The following is a 14,889-nucleotide window of genomic DNA, read 5'->3' as shown; positions in this document are numbered from 1 at the left end:
GATAACCACCCTGGATTCGTCATGCTGCTGCTGATCGACAACTACGACTCGTTTACCTGGAATCTCTATCAATATTTCTGTGAGCTGGGCGCGCAGGTGCGGGTGGTGCGCAACGATGCCATCACCCTGCAACAGATGGATGCGCTGCCGCTGACCCATCTGGTGATTTCACCTGGACCCTGCACGCCCAACGAAGCCGGTATTTCACTGGCGGCGATTCGCCATTTCGCCGGGCGGCTGCCGGTGCTGGGTGTCTGTCTCGGACATCAGGCGATGGCTCAGGCCTGGGGCGGCGAAGTGGTGCGCGCCCGCCAGGTGATGCACGGTAAAACCTCGCTGATCCAGCACAGCAACAGCGGCGTGTTCCGCCAGCTCAACAACCCACTCACCGTCACCCGCTATCACTCATTAATCGTCAAACGCGATACGCTACCCGACGCCTTTGAAGTCACCGCCTGGAGCCTGCGTGACGGCCAGCCCGACGAGATCATGGGAATCCGCCATAAAACCCTGGCGCTGGAAGGGGTGCAATTCCATCCTGAAAGCATTCTCAGCGAGCAGGGACACCAGCTGCTGCACAATTTCCTGACGCAATAGTTTGCCTTTGAGTGATTTTTTATGCATATTTTGTGATTATTATTTCACAGCAGCACAACAATCACTCAAAGGGAGTCACTCATGGCAGCTGAAAAAATTGCGGTCACACGGGAAACGTTCGATAACGTTATTTTGCCTGTTTATGCACCAGCGCAGTTCGTGCCGGTGAAAGGCAAGGGCAGCCGAGTCTGGGATCAGCAGGGCAAAGAGTATATCGACTTTTCTGGCGGCATCGCGGTGACTGCGCTCGGCCATTGCCACCCTGCGCTGGTAGAGACGCTGAAAAGCCAGGGCGAAACCCTGTGGCATACCAGCAACGTCTTCACCAACGAACCGGCGCTGCGCCTCGCCAGTAAGCTCATCAGCGCCACCTTTGCCGATCGGGTGTTTTTCGCCAACTCCGGTGCCGAAGCGAATGAAGCGGCGTTTAAACTGGCGCGCTATTACGCCTGCAAACGTCACAGCCCGTTCAAGAGCAAGATCATCGCCTTCCACAACGCCTTTCATGGCCGGACGCTGTTTACCGTGACGGTCGGCGGGCAGCCAAAATATTCTGATGGATTCGGTCCTAAACCGGCCGATATCGTCCATGTTCCCTTTAATGACCTGGATGCGGTGAAAGCGGTTATCGACGATCACACCTGCGCTATCGTGGTTGAGCCGATTCAGGGCGAGGGCGGCGTCGTGCCCGCCACGCAGGAATTTATGCAGGGGCTGCGTGACCTGTGCGATCAGCATCAGGCGCTGCTGGTGCTGGATGAAGTGCAGAGCGGCATGGGACGCAGCGGCAAGCTGTTTGCCTATGAGCATTACGGTGTGCAGCCCGATATTCTGACCTCTGCCAAAGCGCTGGGCGGCGGTTTTCCGGTCAGCGCCATGCTGACCACTAACGAGATCGCCTCGACTATGGCACCCGGCGTGCACGGCACGACCTATGGCGGCAATCCGCTGGCCTGCGCCATTGCGGAAACGGCGCTGGATATTATCAATACCCCTGAGGTGCTGGAAGGCGTTGATCTCCGGCGTCAGCAGTTTGTCAGCGCGCTGCAGGCGATAGATGCAAAATACGATCTGTTCAGCGACATTCGTGGTAAAGGCCTGCTGATTGGCGCGGCGCTGAAGCCGCAACACGCCGGCAAGGCGCGTGACATTCTGAATGCCGCCGCCGCGGAAGGCGTGATGGTGCTGGTGGCTGGCACCGACGTGATGCGTTTCGCGCCTTCACTGATCATCGAGCCCGCCGATATCGAAGAGGGTATGCGTCGCTTTGCGACCGCCGTCGGTAAGGTGATCGCCGGCTGATTTAGTTTTTGCGTAACCGTCTGATCAGCCAGCGGCCATGCTGTGGTCGCTGGCTCCACGCCAGCGATGAAATGGTGTGCATCACGCTCAGATGATCCAGAATGCGGCGCACATGCTGCTCCAGCACCGTCACCGGCCCTTCATTAATATTTTCCAGCTCATCCAGCAGATTGACCTGCGAACTGGCACCATCATATTCCAGCCGCTGCTGGCAACGTTGCAGCGCAATTTCGCACGACTGCAGATAGCGCTCCGCCAGCGTGGCGGTCAGCATGGTATGTTCCCGCGCCAGTATCGTCATCGCATTGATGTGCTCAACAATGAACTGGCTATGGGTGACCCACAGCCGCATATCCTTGAGATACTGGGCGTTAAAAGCCGGTTCCTGCATCGCCTGGTTCAGGGAGTTAAACAGCGCATTGTGCGCCTGATTAACCCGCACCCGCTGATAAGCGAGCTTCTCCGGCGACTGTTCCGCGCCCAGCAGCAGCCGCAGCGCATCCTGGTAAGTTTCCAGCGCGTCATGGGCGTTCTGTCGCAGCAAGCCGCTCTGCCACTGCGGCCAGAGCCACAGCATCCCGCCGAAGGCGATCAGGCAGCCCATCAGGGTATCCATCAGGCGCGGCAGCAGGAACTGCGCGCCATTCAGCGACAGCAGTTGCAGCGAGTAGACCGCCGTCACCGTGAAGCCAATCATCGACCAGCCGTAAAACTGGCGGGTAAAGCGGTAGCTGATAAAAGTGATCACCAGCATGATCATCAGCACCAGCGACTCCGGTACTGCGAGACGTAAGGTGGCGGCGGCAATCACCAGTCCGACAAAAGTGCCCAGCGCCCGGTGCTGAATACGAACCCGGGTGGCGCTGTAGCCGTTCTGGCTGACGAACATAATGGTCATCAGAATCCAGTAGGGCTTCGGAATATTGAAAAACAGCGCCAGCGCACTGCCCAGCATCAGCATCACGGCAAAACGACCGGCGGTGCGCAGTGCAGACGAACGCCAGGAAAGATAACTGCGCAGCGCCGGCAGCAGCGGCAGACGGCGCTGGCGATCGGCCATCAGGTCACGCTGATAGAGCGGCTTTTGCGTACGCAGCACCCGCGCGATGCGGTTAAAGTGATAAAGACAGAAATTTCCCACCGGATTATCAGGATGCTGGCGGGCAATTTTTTCCAGCGCGCCGAGCTGCTTCTCCATGCCAAACCGATCGGGTAACTGGTGATAGAGAATGTTATCCGCCAGCACCCGTAAGCGGGCCGAGATGGTCTGAGCATTCCAGCGGATCACCGCTTCCGCATGGCTCTGCTCCACCAGTTTCTGCACCTCTTCCGGCTGATGCAGGCTGACCGAGATATGTTCCTGCAGATCCAGCGCCACCTGAAAAGCACGGGTCAGCCGCTTATGGCTGTGATCCCGACTGGCGGACAGCATGTGCATCTGCTGGTAACAGGTGGTGATCAGATCGACCACTTTTTGCTGACGCGCCAGCAGCGGTGGCAGGGCCTTTTCCGGATCGGTCAGCTGGGTCAGCAGGGTATATTTGGCGTCGCAATAGTTGGCCAGTTCACGGTAGATCAGGCTCAGGCTTTCGCGCATCGGCTGCTCTTTCCACAGCCAGAACCAGAACCAGTTAAACAGCCCGTACCACAGCGTGCCGGCGATATAGAGCAGCGGCGGTACGTAGATCGGCATACGGCCAATCAGACTCAGCGTGAAGATGGCGGCGATCAGCGAGCCCGGCAACAGACGGCCGTGCAACGGGCTAATTTCACCGGTGACGCCCAGCAGCAGCGGCATCGCGAACAGAATCAGCGGCAAAGGAATCGCGTGCAGCGTCAGCCACTGAATCAGAAAACTGCCGAGCGCAAACAGGCTGCCGCCAACAATCAGGCGTTTGAAGAAACGTTTATGCGGGGTATCCAGACCGGCGATATTGCAACAGGCGGGGACTAACGAGAACAGCAGACCTTTTTGCAGGTCGCCAGCCAGCCAGCCCAGCGCCACTGGCAGACAGAGCACCAGCGTTTGCCGCAAGGCGTAATTGACTTCAGGATGGTAAATAATTCGACGCCACATCGGCCCAACACAAACAATAACGGCGCGATGTTGCCATCACGCCGTGGGTGACAGGAATTAGCGGGTGCCGTAAACGACGATGGTTTTGCCGTGTGCGGAGATCAGGTTCTGATCTTCCAGCATCTTCAAAATACGGCCCACGGTTTCACGTGAGCAACCAACGATTTGGCCAATTTCCTGACGAGTAATTTTAATTTGCATGCCGTCGGGATGCGTCATGGCATCTGGCTGCTTCGCCAGGTTAAGCAGAGTCTGAGCAATGCGTCCGGTGACGTCGAGGAAAGCGAGGTTACCCACTTTTTCAGACGTAACCTGCAGGCGACGCGCCATCTGCGACGAGAGTCGCATCAGGATATCGGGGTTAACCTGGATCAGCTGACGGAATTTCTTGTAGGAAATCTCCGCCACTTCGCACGCGGTTTTCGCACGTACCCAGGCGCTGCGCTCCTGACCTTCTTCGAACAGGCCAAGCTCGCCAATAAAATCGCCCTGATTCAGGTAAGAAAGAATCATCTCTTTGCCTTCTTCATCTTTAATCAGAACCGCGACGGAACCTTTCACGATGTAGTAAAGCGTTTCTGCTTTTTCACCTTGGTGAATCAGCGTACTTTTGGATGGATACTTGTGAATATGGCAATGGGACAGGAACCATTCGAGTGTAGGGTCTGTTTGCGGTTTGCCGAGAACCATTCGCTATTATCCTCTGTTGTAATCGTGCCCAAAATACAGGGGGCAGTTTTCCCTGTCAGGCGATGAAAGCTTCAAGCGTTTCCCTTACAGGAAATTATTCGGGCTGCATTCGGCGCAGTGCGCATCATTCTTCCCGGCTTCGCCATCGGGTGACGAAAAATATTTTCAGCACTGTTTGTAGCACAGCTTTTGCCGACTGTCTTCTGTTGTCTCGCTTCAGCTAACAGCGGATTTCTCTGGATTGCTGTTTACCAGGCGAAAGCGTACTCTGACGGCAAAACCGCATATTCTGGAGCGAAAATCATGCAGGCAAGAGTGAAATGGGTAGAAGGGCTGACATTCCTCGGTGAGTCGTCGTCCGGCCATCAGGTATTAATGGATGGCAATTCGGGTGATAAAGCGCCCAGCCCAATGGAGATGGTGCTGATGGCGGCGGGCGGATGTAGCGCCATCGACGTGGTTTCAATTCTGCAAAAAGGCCGCAACGATGTGGCTGATTGTGAAGTGAAACTGACCTCAGAACGTCGTGAAGAGGCGCCGCGAATCTTTACGCACATCAACCTGCACTTTATCGTTAGCGGCAAAGCGCTCCAGGATAAAGCGGTCTCACGCGCGGTGGATCTTTCTGCAGAAAAATATTGCTCGGTTGCCATCATGCTGGGCAAAGGCGTCACCATTACCCACAGCTATGAAGTGATCGAACGCTGATCTCTGCGGGGGCCGCTCTGCGGCCTCTTATTCTATTCGCTTGCCTTCCACCAGTCGCTTCACCAGTGGTCCCATGATCAACTCCATCGCCAGCCCCATCTTTCCGCCCGGCACCACCAGCGTATTAATGTGCGAGATAAACGATCCCTGCAGCATCGCCAGCAGGTAAGGGAAGTCGATATCGTCCAGCGCCTGGAAGTGGATCACCACGAAACTCTCATCCAGTGACGGAATAGCACGGGCGGCAAACGGGTTCGAGGTATCCACCGTCGGCACGCGCTGGAAGTTAAGGTGAGTGCGCGAGAACTGCGGCGTAATGAAGTTGATGTAATCTTCCATCGAGCGCACCACCGAGTCCATCACCGCTTCCCGCGAATGGCCGCGTTCGCTGGTGTCACGCACCAGCTTCTGAATCCACTCCAGGTTGACAATTGGTACCACGCCGACCAGTAAATCGACATGCTCAGCCACGTTATGCTGGGCGGTCACCACGCCGCCGTGCAGTCCTTCGTAAAACAGAATATCGGTGTTTTGCGGCAGCGGCTGCCACGGCGTAAAGGTACCGGGTACCTGATTCCACGGAACGGCTTCGTCATAGGTATGCAGGTATTTACGCGACTGGCCCTCACCGTTGAGCCCATACTGTTTAAAGCTCTGCTCCAGCAGGCCAAAGTCATTGGCTTCCGGACCGAAGTAACTGACATGACGGCCCAGATCGCGCGCTTTGCGGATCGCCATATCCATTTCCGGCCGGGTGAAGCGATGAAAACTGTCGCCTTCCAGTTCGGCAGCGTGCAGATCGAGCTGCTGAAAGATTTTACGGAACGCGAGGCTGGTGGTGGTGGTTCCCGCGCCGCTGGAACCGGTGACGGCAATTATCGGATGGCGTGCAGACATAAAAAAGCTCCCTGTGAGGTCGGGCCATGGGCATTGTTACCATGAATTGCCGATCGGCGCATCAGCCGCGAAATTCTTTGCGCGGCATAATATTGACCGATTCATGCAGCTCCGACCACACCAGCACCACTTCACCGGTTTCCAGCTGGCGGCGGACGTCAGCCACTTTTTCGTTCAGGCTGCGCTCCTGCTCGCCGTAGTCGGTGCCTTCACGCAGCACGAAGGTTTCAATCAGATTTTCGAGGGTCTCAGGTGAGACCTGTTGCCAGGGAATAATCACAACGTCAGGTATCCAGAAAAGGGGTCATCCATTGGGGTATGCGCTGTTCAAGCCACATTTCGGGCTGGCGCAATGTCCCGCCGACAAAGCCAACGTGACCGCCGTGTGGGGTCAGCTGATAAGTAATAGTGGCAGATAATTGGCTGCTGTGCGGTATCACCTCATCACTCATGAACGGGTCATCTTTGGCATGAATGATCAGCAGCGGCTTAGCGACCTGTTTCAGCCAGGGCAGGGCGCTGGCACGCCGATAGTAATCAGCGGCATCGATAAAACCGTGGGCGCGAGCGGTGATCGCATCATCGAAGTCACGCAGACGCCGCAACGCTTTCAGTTGCGCCAGATTGACCGGCAAGGTTTCTGGCCAGGCGTGCAGTTTGCGCCGCGCATTCTTCTTTAGCTGGGCCAGCAGGTAGTATTGATAAAAGCGCGAGAAACCGCGCTCCAGTCTGATGCTGCACGGTTCCAGCATCAGCGGCGCAGAGACAATGACGCCGGCATCAACCGGCGCATCCGACCCCTGCTGGCCCAGCAGACAACCCAGCATATTGCCGCCCAGTGAAAAGCCCACCGCGACGGTCGGAACCCGGCTCCAGCGGGATTGCAGCCAGTGCAGGAAATAGCGCGCATCTTCGGTTTCGCCGGAGTGATAGATGCGGTTCTGCCGGTTAGGTTCGCCGCTGCAGCCGCGGAAATGCATCACCACCGCCAGCCAGCCACGCGCGCGGCAGATTGCCATCAGCCCGTGGATATAGGGGCTGTGGAAGCTGCCTTCCAGCCCGTGAAACAGCACTACCCGGGGTTTATGCAGCGCCCGCTGCGGATCTTCACTCCAGGCGAGATCGACAAAATCGCCATCGGGCAGATCGAGACGCTGCCAGTGCGGATCGACGTTGATCTGCCGCCGCAACAGACGGGGCAACACCGTTTGCAGATGGGCATTGCGCAGACCCGCTAACGGGATAAATTGATCGGTGTCGGGTCCGGTGAATTTCATTCGGTAAAAGCTTGTCTGATCCATATCACACTGTTAGCTTCGATAGGTTTTTTGCTTGCTGGGGGTGAGGAGCACCCGATTGCTATGGAACTCAGTCTTTTCTTGTCGATGTTAGGATTCCTTTGGGTCGCCGCGATCACGCCAGGCCCTAATAATATGTTACTTACCGCAGGCGGCGCCAATTTTGGCTTTCTGCGTACGCTTCCCCTGATGATTGGCATCATGATCGGCATGCAGGTGATGCTGCTGATGGTGGCGTTTGGCGTCGGCGGGCTGATTCTGCTCTATCCCTCGCTGCATCTGGTGCTGAAAATCGCCGGTAGCCTCTACCTGCTGTGGCTGGCCTGGAAAATTGCCACCGCCAGCTATGAAAAACTGGATACCGATCAGGTGCCGGTTAAACCGATGCCGTTCTGGCAGGGTGGCTTACTGCAGCTGATTAATCCCAAAGCCTGGCTGATGGCACTGGGCGCGGTCGCCAGCTTTAGTCTGGCTGGCGACGCCTATCGTCAATCGGTGATGGCGATCAGTCTCGGCATGTTTATCGTCAATCTGGTGTCCGGGCTGATCTGGATGGGCTTCGGCGCGATGATTGGCCGTATCTTACGCAGCCGCCGTGCCTGGAAAATCTTCAATATTTCAATGGGGCTGCTGACGGCGGCCTGCGTTCTGCTCATCTGGCACTGAGTTAACTGGAGGCGCGTTCGACGCGCCTCCAGGGCAATACCTCGCGGATCACCGGCGCGTGCGGCTGACGAATTTTCTGCAACAGCAGCTGCACGCTTCGCGCCCCGAGCTGATACATCGGTTGTTCGATGGTGGTCAGCGGCGGGTTCAGGCTGCGGGTAAATGGAATGCCGTCAAAACCGACCACCGCCAGATCTTCCGGCACCCGCAGTCCCGCCTCCAGCGCCGCATGAATCACGCCTACCGCCAGCACATCTGACACCGCAAATACCGCATCCGGCGGCTGCGGCAGCGCCAGTAACTGCTGCAAAGCCTGGCTGCCCGCTTCGGTGGAGATATCGCTGGCGTAGGCGACACCAGACCACTCAAGTCCCAGCGCACTTATCGCCTGACGGTAACCCTGTTCACGGTGATGTGAATAGAGATAGCGCATATCCCCGTTAACCAGCCCGATGCGTTTGCGGCCTTTGCCGGCCAGGTAGTGCACGGTATCGCGCGCCGCATCAAGATGATCAATGGTGACGGAGGAAGCCGGAATGGCGGGATCAAACTCCGAGCACTGCACCCAGGGCGCGCCCGCGATGATGTTCTGGAGATCCTGCAATCCCGAGGCCGCATCCATAGTGATGACGCCATCCACCACTTTGCCGGTCAGCAGCGTAAGGTAGGCGGCTTCGCGCTGGAGTTGCGACGCAGAGTGGCAGAGCAGGATGTGATAGCCGTGCAGCTCTGCTTCGGCCTCAATCCCCTGTACCACGCGCGAGCAGAATGGGTTGGTGATATCGGAAATCAACACCAGCAACATGTGACTTTGCGCGGTGCGCAGCTGCCGGGCTAATAAATTGGGCTGGTAGTCACAGGCGGCGATAGCCGACAGCACTTTCTCACGCGTATCGGGTTTGACGCCGGGATGGGCGTTGAGAACCCGCGACACCGTGGCTTTAGAGACGCCAGCCAGCTGAGCGACTTTCTCAATCGACATCGAACACAAAGACCTTTGCAGACAATAAACAGGAACGCATATCAATAACACAGGCCGAATGTGAGCGCCTGACATTTTTTGAGCCTCGGCTGTTTTTCAGCATTTGCGCTTTTTGACTTTGTTATGCAGATAGTGATCTAAGAACTTATTTCTATTAGGGATAATTTTTAATTCCTTGGTGAAACTATTCCCGCCAGAGACACTGCTGCCATCATAAAAAGGGTGGGGTAATAATCATGGCAGTCACAGCACGTTTAACGTTATTAGCCGCAGCGCTGGCGCTGCTGGCCTTCCGGGCAGACGCGGTCAATGTCACCGTGGCGTATCAGACGTCAGCCGAGCCAGCCAAAGTGGCGCAGGCTGACAACCGTTTCGCCAGCGAGAGTGGGGCCAGCGTCGACTGGCGCAAGTTTGACAGCGGCGCTGGCGTACTGCGGGCGCTGGCATCCGGCGACGTGCAGATTGGTAATATTGGCTCCAGCCCGCTGGCCGTAGCCGCGGCGCAGAAGCTGCCGATCGAAGCATTTCTGCTGGCTTCCCAGCTCGGTAACTCTGAGGCGCTGGTGGTGAAAAAGAGCATCGCCACGCCGCAGGATCTGATTGGTAAGCGCATCGCAGTGCCGTTCATTTCAACCACCCATTACAGCCTGCTGGCAGCGCTGAAACACTGGGGTATCAAGCCGTCGCAGGTGCAGCTGGTCAATCTGCAACCGCCCGCCATTATTGCCGCCTGGCAGCGCGGCGACATTGATGGTGCCTATGTCTGGGCGCCTGCCGTCAATGAACTGGAGAAAAACGGCAAGGTGTTAACCGATTCGGCGCAGGTGGGTAGCTGGGGATCGCCAACCCTCGACGTCTGGGTGGTGCGCAAAGACTTTGCTCAGCAGCATCCGGAGATCGTTACTGCGTTTGCCCGCAGCGCGCTGGCGGCTCAGCAAGCCTATCTCGACAATCCTGACAGCTGGCTGAAGCAGCCCGATAACCTCAGCAAACTGTCACGCCTGAGCGGCGTACCGGAAGCACAGGTGCCAGGCCTGGTGAAAGGCAACACCTACCTGACGGCGCAACAGCAGGTTGAGCAACTGGGCAAGCCGGTCAACAAGGCGATTGTCGACACGGCGCAGTTTCTGAAAGCGCAGGGCAGAGTGCCGCAGGCGGATAACGATTACAGCAGTTATGTCACCTCTCGCTTTGTTGAGCCGTTAGCCAAACCTTAAGGAGACGCCCATGCTACGCATCGCTCATCTGAATGCGCGTTATGCCGGGCAACCGGTGTTGCAGGATATCAATCTGCAGCTCGATCGCCGTGAACTGCTGGTGGTGCTGGGGCCGTCAGGCTGCGGCAAGACCACGCTGCTCAACCTGGTGGCCGGTTTTTTGCCGGTGGAGTCGGGCAGCATCACGCTGGATAACCAGCCGGTCACCGGACCGGGTGCTGAACGCGGCGTGGTCTTTCAGCATGAGGGGTTATTGCCGTGGCGTAACGTGCTGGATAACGTCGCCTTTGGATTGCAGCTGGCGGGCATGGCGCGTCAGGAGCGCGAAACTATCGCCCGCCGCCTGATCAGACAGGTCGGGCTGGAAGGGGCAGAAAAGCGGGCGATCTGGCAGCTGTCGGGCGGTCAGCGGCAGCGGGTGGGCATTGCGCGCGCACTGGCGACCGATCCGCAACTGCTGCTGCTGGATGAACCCTTTGGCGCGCTCGATGCCTTTACCCGGGAGCAGATGCAGACCTTGTTACTGACGCTGTGGCGCGACAGCGGTAAACAGATCCTGCTGATCACCCACGACATTGAAGAAGCCATTTTCCTCGCCAGCGATCTGGTGCTGCTGTCGCCTGGACCTGGGCGGATTGTCGAGCGGCTCAGGCTCGATTTCGGTCAGCGCTTTGCCGATGGGGAGCCGTGCCGCAGTATCAAATCCGATCCGCAGTTTATTGCCCAGCGCGAATATGTGCTGAGCCGGGTGTTTGAACAGCGGGAGGCGTTTGCATGAGTGCGTTAATCAACGACAAAACCCTGCCGGTGCGACGCCGGTTACGCTGGCCGTTTTCCACCCGATTCTCGTTAAGCGTGCTGAGCGTCATGCTGCTGTTGCTGCTGTGGTGGGGCGTGACCGCGCTGGGATTGATCGCGCCCCTGTTTTTACCGCCGCCGCAGCAGGTGTTCAGCAAACTACTGCTGATTGCCGGCCCGCAGGGCTTTATGGATGCCACGCTGTGGCAGCATCTGGCGGCCAGTCTGACCCGTATGCTGATCGCGCTGTTTGCTGCTGCGGCCATCGGGATTCCGGTCGGGATTCTGATGGGCCTCAGCCCGGTGGCGCGTGGCCTGCTTGATCCACTGATCGAGCTCTATCGTCCCATCCCGCCACTGGCCTATCTGCCCTTAATGGTGATCTGGTTCGGCATTGGTGAAACCTCGAAAATTCTGCTGATTTACCTGGCCATTTTTGCGCCGGTGGCTCTCTCTACCCTGGCCGGCGTGCGCAATACCCAACAGGTGCGCATCCGGGCGGCGCAGTCGCTGGGCGCGACCCGCTGGCAACTGCTGCGCTGGGTGATCCTGCCTGGCGCGCTACCCGAAATCCTCACCGGGCTGCGCATCGGTCTGGGGGTTGGCTGGTCAACGCTGGTAGCGGCGGAGCTGATTGCGGCAACCCGTGGTCTCGGCTTTATGGTGCAGTCAGCCGGCGAGTTTCTCGCTACCGACGTGGTGCTGGCGGGCATCGCGGTCATCGCCCTGATTGCGTTTAGTTTAGAACTCGGCTTACGTGCCCTGCAGCGCCGTCTGACGCCGTGGAATGGAGAACAATCATGAATGAACGTCTGAATTTTCAACCGCTGGGTCCCTATATTGGTGCTCAGGTTTCTAACCTTGATGTTTCACGGCCGCTCAGCGATGCGCAGTTTGAACAGCTCTATCACGGTCTGCTGCGTCATCAGGTGCTGTTTCTGCGCGATCAGGTGATTACGCCGGAGCAGCACCGGGCGCTGGCAATCCGCTTTGGCGATTTGCACATTCATCCGGTCTATCCGCACGCCGACGGGGTTGAAGAGATCATCGTGCTGGATACGCATCAGGACAATCCGCCGGATAACGATAACTGGCATACCGACGTCACGTTTATCGAAACGCCACCGGCGATCGCGTTGCTGTCGTCAAAGGTGCTGCCGGAAGCGGGCGGTGACACGCTCTGGACCAGCGGCATTGCTGCGTATGAGGCGCTCTCAGCACCGTTTAAAACGCTGCTGGCTGGCCTGACCGCCGAGCACGATTTCAAAAAGTCTTTCCAGGAATATAAGTACCGCAAAACGGCAGAGGAGCATCAGCGCTGGCAGCAGGCGGTGGCGAAGCATCCGCCGGTGCAGCATCCGGTGATCCGCACCCATCCGGTCAGCGGCAAAAAGGCGCTGTTTGTGAATGAAGGCTTTACCACGCGGATTGTTGATCTGAGCGAGAAAGAGAGTGAGACGCTGCTGGGGTTCCTGTTCAGCCACGTTACTAAGCCGGAGTTCCAGGTGCGCTGGCGCTGGCAGCCGAACGATCTGGCTATCTGGGATAACCGGGTGACCCAGCATTACGCTAATGCCGATTATTATCCGGCGCGGCGGATCATGCAGCGGGCAACGGTTCTGGGGGATAAGCCGTTTTAAGACGCGGCGACGGAGGCGTTCTCCCCGATGAAGAGGAGAACGCCAGCCGTTTAACTGGCCAGCATCTGTTCTAGTTTTTCCTGCGCTTCCAGCCAGGCCATCTCGACCTCTTCCAGCGCGGACTTACTTTCCGCCTGGCGCTGCAGGGCGGCGGTCAGATCCGTTTTCCGGCTTTGCTCGTAAATGGCGCTGTCGGCCAGCTGATTTTCGGCTTCGGCCAGCTGTTTTTGCCATTGAGTCATCTGTTTTTCCAGCTTCTCAATCTCTTTGCGCAGCGGCTGCGTCTGGGTTCGCAGTTCTGCATCGCGGCGCTTCTGGTCTTTACGCGCCTGGGCGCTGTTGCCGTTATCCAGCTTTGGCGGGGCATCCTGTTGCGCCTGCTGCTTCTGCAGATCGCTCAGCCACTGCTGGTAATCTTCGAGGTCGCCCTCAAACACATCTACTTTGCCATCATGCACCAGATAGAGATCGTCGGTGGTCGCACGTAACAGATGGCGATCGTGCGAGACCACTACCAGCGCACCTTCAAAATCGATCAGCGCTTCGGTCAGCGCCTGACGCATATCGAGATCGAGATGGTTGGTCGGTTCATCGAGCAGCAGCAGGTTAGGGCGCTGCCAGACAATCAGTGCCAGCACCAGGCGCGCTTTCTCACCGCCGGAGAAGCGCTCGGTGATCTCAGTGACTTTATCGCCACGGAAATCGAAGCCGCCGAGATAGTCGCGTAGCTGCTGTTCCAGCACGTTTGGCGCAATGCGCGACAGATGCTGCAGCGGTGACTCATCGGCCCGCAGGTATTCCAGCTGATGCTGCGCGAAATAACCGAGCTTGATCCCTTTCGCCAGCCCCATCTTGCCCTCCATCGCCTCCAGCTCACCCGCCAGCAGCTTAATCAGGGTCGATTTACCGGCACCGTTACGTCCCAGCAGCCCGATGCGCGAGCCTGGGACCAGGTTGAGCTTGATGGCGTCGAGAATAATACGATCGCCATAACCCGCCGTGACCCTCTCCATCTTTATAAGCGGATTAGGCAGGTTCTCCGGCTTGCGGAAGGTAAATTTGAACGGGTTATCGACATGGGCAGGGGCGATCAGCTCCATGCGCTCCAGCATCTTGATGCGGCTCTGCGCCTGCTTCGCCTTGGTGGCCTGAGCACGGAAGCGATCAATGTAGCTGTGTAAATGCGCCACTTTCTCTTGCTGGCTCTCATACAGCGACTGCTGCTGAGCCAGCTTGGCGACGCGCTGCCGCTCAAAGGAGCTGTAGTTGCCGGTATATTCGAACATCGATTCCTGTTCGATATGGATAATTTTGTCGATGACCGGATCGAGGAAGTCACGGTCATGGGAGATCAGGATCAGCGTGCCTTCGTAGCTTTTCAGCCAGCGCTCCAGCCAGATCACCGCATCGAGATCGAGGTGGTTAGTCGGTTCATCAAGCAGCAGCAGATCGGAGCGGCAGATCAGCGCCTGCGCCAGGTTAAGGCGCATACGCCAGCCACCGGAAAAGTCGCTGACCGGACGCTGCAACTGCTCCTGACTGAAGCCCAGGCCGTGCAGCAGGCTGGCGGCGCGCGCATGGATGCTCCACGCCTGTACCGCATCGAGCTTGCCATGCAGCAGGGCAATGGCATTGCCGTCGTCGCGCTGGTTAGCGTCTGCCAGTTCCGCCTCAAGCTGGCGATACTCACGGTCCCCGTCAATCACATACTCCAGGGCCGGTTTACCCAGCGCTGGCGTCTCCTGATTGACCCAGGCCAGCGCCCAGTTGGACGGAAAAGTGACGGAGCCGGCGTCGCTGGTGATCTCACCTTTTAACAGCGACAGCAGCGTGGATTTACCACAGCCGTTTTTACCCACCAGACCGACCTTCTGGCCAGGATTGATGGTAGCGGTAGCGTTATCGAGCAGAACGCGGATGCCGCGGCGAATTTGTAAGGCAGAGAAGACAATCATGTAAGCGCCGTATCGTCAGAATATGTTAATTTACTGGCAACATAATGAGATTTTGCTGCGTC

15 protein-coding genes are annotated in these 14,889 nt (G+C 57.6%); 8 read left to right on the top strand and 7 right to left on the bottom strand.

Translation table 11 applies throughout. The features are described 5' to 3' along the window. Nucleotides 1–21 precede the first annotated feature (21 nt). Both ACX3P5_RS16915 and argD read left to right on the top strand, forming a co-directional pair. A complete protein-coding gene (locus tag ACX3P5_RS16915; protein WP_336756724.1) occupies nt 22–597 on the top strand; it encodes an aminodeoxychorismate synthase component II in 576 nt (191 codons plus the stop codon). An 81-nt stretch (nt 598–678) separates the two neighbouring features. Next, the gene (gene argD, locus ACX3P5_RS16910; protein ID WP_233986937.1) at nt 679–1,899 is read left to right on the top strand and encodes a bifunctional acetylornithine/succinyldiaminopimelate transaminase; all 1,221 of its coding nucleotides are present in this window, start codon (nt 679–681) and stop codon (nt 1,897–1,899) included. Nucleotide 1,900: 1 nt separating this feature from the next. Here the strand turns inward: argD and ACX3P5_RS16905 are convergent, their stop codons facing one another. Then, a complete protein-coding gene (locus tag ACX3P5_RS16905; protein WP_458969019.1) occupies nt 1,901–3,976 on the bottom strand; it encodes a YccS/YhfK family putative transporter in 2,076 nt (691 codons plus the stop codon). A gap of 57 nt (nt 3,977–4,033) precedes the next feature. After that, entirely contained in the window at nt 4,034–4,666 is a 633-nt protein-coding gene (gene crp / locus ACX3P5_RS16900) for a cAMP-activated global transcriptional regulator CRP (RefSeq protein WP_000242758.1), read from the bottom strand. A gap of 303 nt (nt 4,667–4,969) precedes the next feature. On the opposite strand from crp, the gene ACX3P5_RS16895 reads away from it, so the two are divergent. Then, nucleotides 4,970–5,374, top strand: coding sequence for an OsmC family protein (locus ACX3P5_RS16895; protein WP_094120252.1), 405 nt, complete (start codon nt 4,970–4,972; stop codon nt 5,372–5,374). 27 nt (nt 5,375–5,401) lie between these two features. Here the strand turns inward: ACX3P5_RS16895 and ACX3P5_RS16890 are convergent, their stop codons facing one another. The 3 genes from ACX3P5_RS16890 to ACX3P5_RS16880 all read right to left on the bottom strand — a co-directional run bounded on the left by ACX3P5_RS16890 (nt 5,402) and on the right by ACX3P5_RS16880 (nt 7,572). After that, the gene (locus tag ACX3P5_RS16890) at nt 5,402–6,271 is read right to left on the bottom strand and encodes a phosphoribulokinase (RefSeq protein WP_233986939.1); all 870 of its coding nucleotides are present in this window, start codon (nt 6,269–6,271) and stop codon (nt 5,402–5,404) included. A 61-nt stretch (nt 6,272–6,332) separates the two neighbouring features. Then, a complete protein-coding gene (locus tag ACX3P5_RS16885) occupies nt 6,333–6,551 on the bottom strand; it encodes a YheU family protein (protein ID WP_094120254.1) in 219 nt (72 codons plus the stop codon). A 4-nt stretch (nt 6,552–6,555) separates the two neighbouring features. Continuing rightward, nucleotides 6,556–7,572, bottom strand: a complete 1,017-nt coding sequence (locus ACX3P5_RS16880; protein ID WP_458969018.1) for a hydrolase — start codon at nt 7,570–7,572, stop codon at nt 6,556–6,558. Nucleotides 7,573–7,632: 60 nt separating this feature from the next. On the opposite strand from ACX3P5_RS16880, the gene ACX3P5_RS16875 reads away from it, so the two are divergent. Beyond that, on the top strand, nt 7,633–8,235 hold the full coding sequence (locus ACX3P5_RS16875; protein WP_233986941.1) for a LysE family translocator: 603 nt from the start codon (nt 7,633–7,635) through the stop codon (nt 8,233–8,235). A gap of 1 nt (nt 8,236) precedes the next feature. Here ACX3P5_RS16875 and ACX3P5_RS16870 read toward each other — a convergent pair whose 3' ends face one another. Next, the gene (locus ACX3P5_RS16870; protein ID WP_233986942.1) at nt 8,237–9,217 is read right to left on the bottom strand and encodes a LacI family DNA-binding transcriptional regulator; all 981 of its coding nucleotides are present in this window, start codon (nt 9,215–9,217) and stop codon (nt 8,237–8,239) included. A 236-nt stretch (nt 9,218–9,453) separates the two neighbouring features. Here ACX3P5_RS16870 and tauA point away from each other — a divergent pair, with 236 nt between their 5' ends. From tauA to tauD, 4 genes are read left to right on the top strand one after another with little or no spacing between them, the layout of a single operon-like run. Continuing rightward, nucleotides 9,454–10,434: a taurine ABC transporter substrate-binding protein gene (gene tauA / locus ACX3P5_RS16865; protein WP_233986943.1), complete on the top strand. Its 981-nt coding sequence runs from the start codon at nt 9,454–9,456 to the stop codon at nt 10,432–10,434. Between the two features lie 10 nt (nt 10,435–10,444). Continuing rightward, entirely contained in the window at nt 10,445–11,212 is a 768-nt protein-coding gene (tauB, locus tag ACX3P5_RS16860) for a taurine ABC transporter ATP-binding subunit (RefSeq protein WP_336756717.1), read from the top strand. Beyond that, nucleotides 11,209–12,036 carry a taurine ABC transporter permease TauC gene (tauC, locus tag ACX3P5_RS16855; protein WP_233986945.1) on the top strand — a complete coding sequence of 276 codons (828 nt, stop codon included), beginning with the start codon at nt 11,209–11,211 and terminating at the stop codon, nt 12,034–12,036. Before tauB ends, tauC begins: the two co-directional genes overlap by 4 nt. Continuing rightward, nucleotides 12,033–12,872 (top strand): taurine dioxygenase, encoded by an 840-nt coding sequence (gene tauD / locus ACX3P5_RS16850; RefSeq protein ID WP_233986946.1) that lies wholly within the window; start codon nt 12,033–12,035, stop codon nt 12,870–12,872. The genes tauC and tauD overlap by 4 nt, the downstream gene beginning before the upstream one ends. 50 nt (nt 12,873–12,922) lie before the next feature. On the opposite strand, the gene ACX3P5_RS16845 is transcribed toward tauD, so the two are convergent. Then, nucleotides 12,923–14,827 carry an ABC transporter ATP-binding protein gene (locus ACX3P5_RS16845; protein WP_336756714.1) on the bottom strand — a complete coding sequence of 635 codons (1,905 nt, stop codon included), beginning with the start codon at nt 14,825–14,827 and terminating at the stop codon, nt 12,923–12,925. Nucleotides 14,828–14,889 lie beyond the last annotated feature (62 nt).

The sequence above is a fragment of the Pantoea sp. S-LA4 genome, from assembly GCF_054482835.1.
This window is presented reverse-complemented; position numbering and strand designations above follow the sequence as displayed.

Bases quoted from the DNA above. Each gene is read 5' to 3' on its own strand.
- ACX3P5_RS16915 (WP_336756724.1), top strand. From the start codon at position 22: ATGCTGCTGCTGATCGACAACTACGACTCGTTTACCTGGAATCTCTAT.
- argD (WP_233986937.1), top strand. From the start codon at position 679: ATGGCAGCTGAAAAAATTGCGGTCACACGGGAAACGTTCGATAACGTT.
- ACX3P5_RS16905 (WP_458969019.1), bottom strand. From the start codon at position 3,976: ATGTGGCGTCGAATTATTTACCATCCTGAAGTCAATTACGCCTTGCGG.
- crp (WP_000242758.1), bottom strand. From the start codon at position 4,666: ATGGTTCTCGGCAAACCGCAAACAGACCCTACACTCGAATGGTTCCTG.
- ACX3P5_RS16895 (WP_094120252.1), top strand. From the start codon at position 4,970: ATGCAGGCAAGAGTGAAATGGGTAGAAGGGCTGACATTCCTCGGTGAG.
- ACX3P5_RS16890 (WP_233986939.1), bottom strand. From the start codon at position 6,271: ATGTCTGCACGCCATCCGATAATTGCCGTCACCGGTTCCAGCGGCGCG.
- ACX3P5_RS16880 (WP_458969018.1), bottom strand. From the start codon at position 7,572: ATGGATCAGACAAGCTTTTACCGAATGAAATTCACCGGACCCGACACC.
- ACX3P5_RS16875 (WP_233986941.1), top strand. From the start codon at position 7,633: ATGGAACTCAGTCTTTTCTTGTCGATGTTAGGATTCCTTTGGGTCGCC.
- ACX3P5_RS16870 (WP_233986942.1), bottom strand. From the start codon at position 9,217: ATGTCGATTGAGAAAGTCGCTCAGCTGGCTGGCGTCTCTAAAGCCACG.
- tauA (WP_233986943.1), top strand. From the start codon at position 9,454: ATGGCAGTCACAGCACGTTTAACGTTATTAGCCGCAGCGCTGGCGCTG.
- tauB (WP_336756717.1), top strand. From the start codon at position 10,445: ATGCTACGCATCGCTCATCTGAATGCGCGTTATGCCGGGCAACCGGTG.
- tauC (WP_233986945.1), top strand. From the start codon at position 11,209: ATGAGTGCGTTAATCAACGACAAAACCCTGCCGGTGCGACGCCGGTTA.
- tauD (WP_233986946.1), top strand. From the start codon at position 12,033: ATGAATGAACGTCTGAATTTTCAACCGCTGGGTCCCTATATTGGTGCT.
- ACX3P5_RS16845 (WP_336756714.1), bottom strand. From the start codon at position 14,827: ATGATTGTCTTCTCTGCCTTACAAATTCGCCGCGGCATCCGCGTTCTG.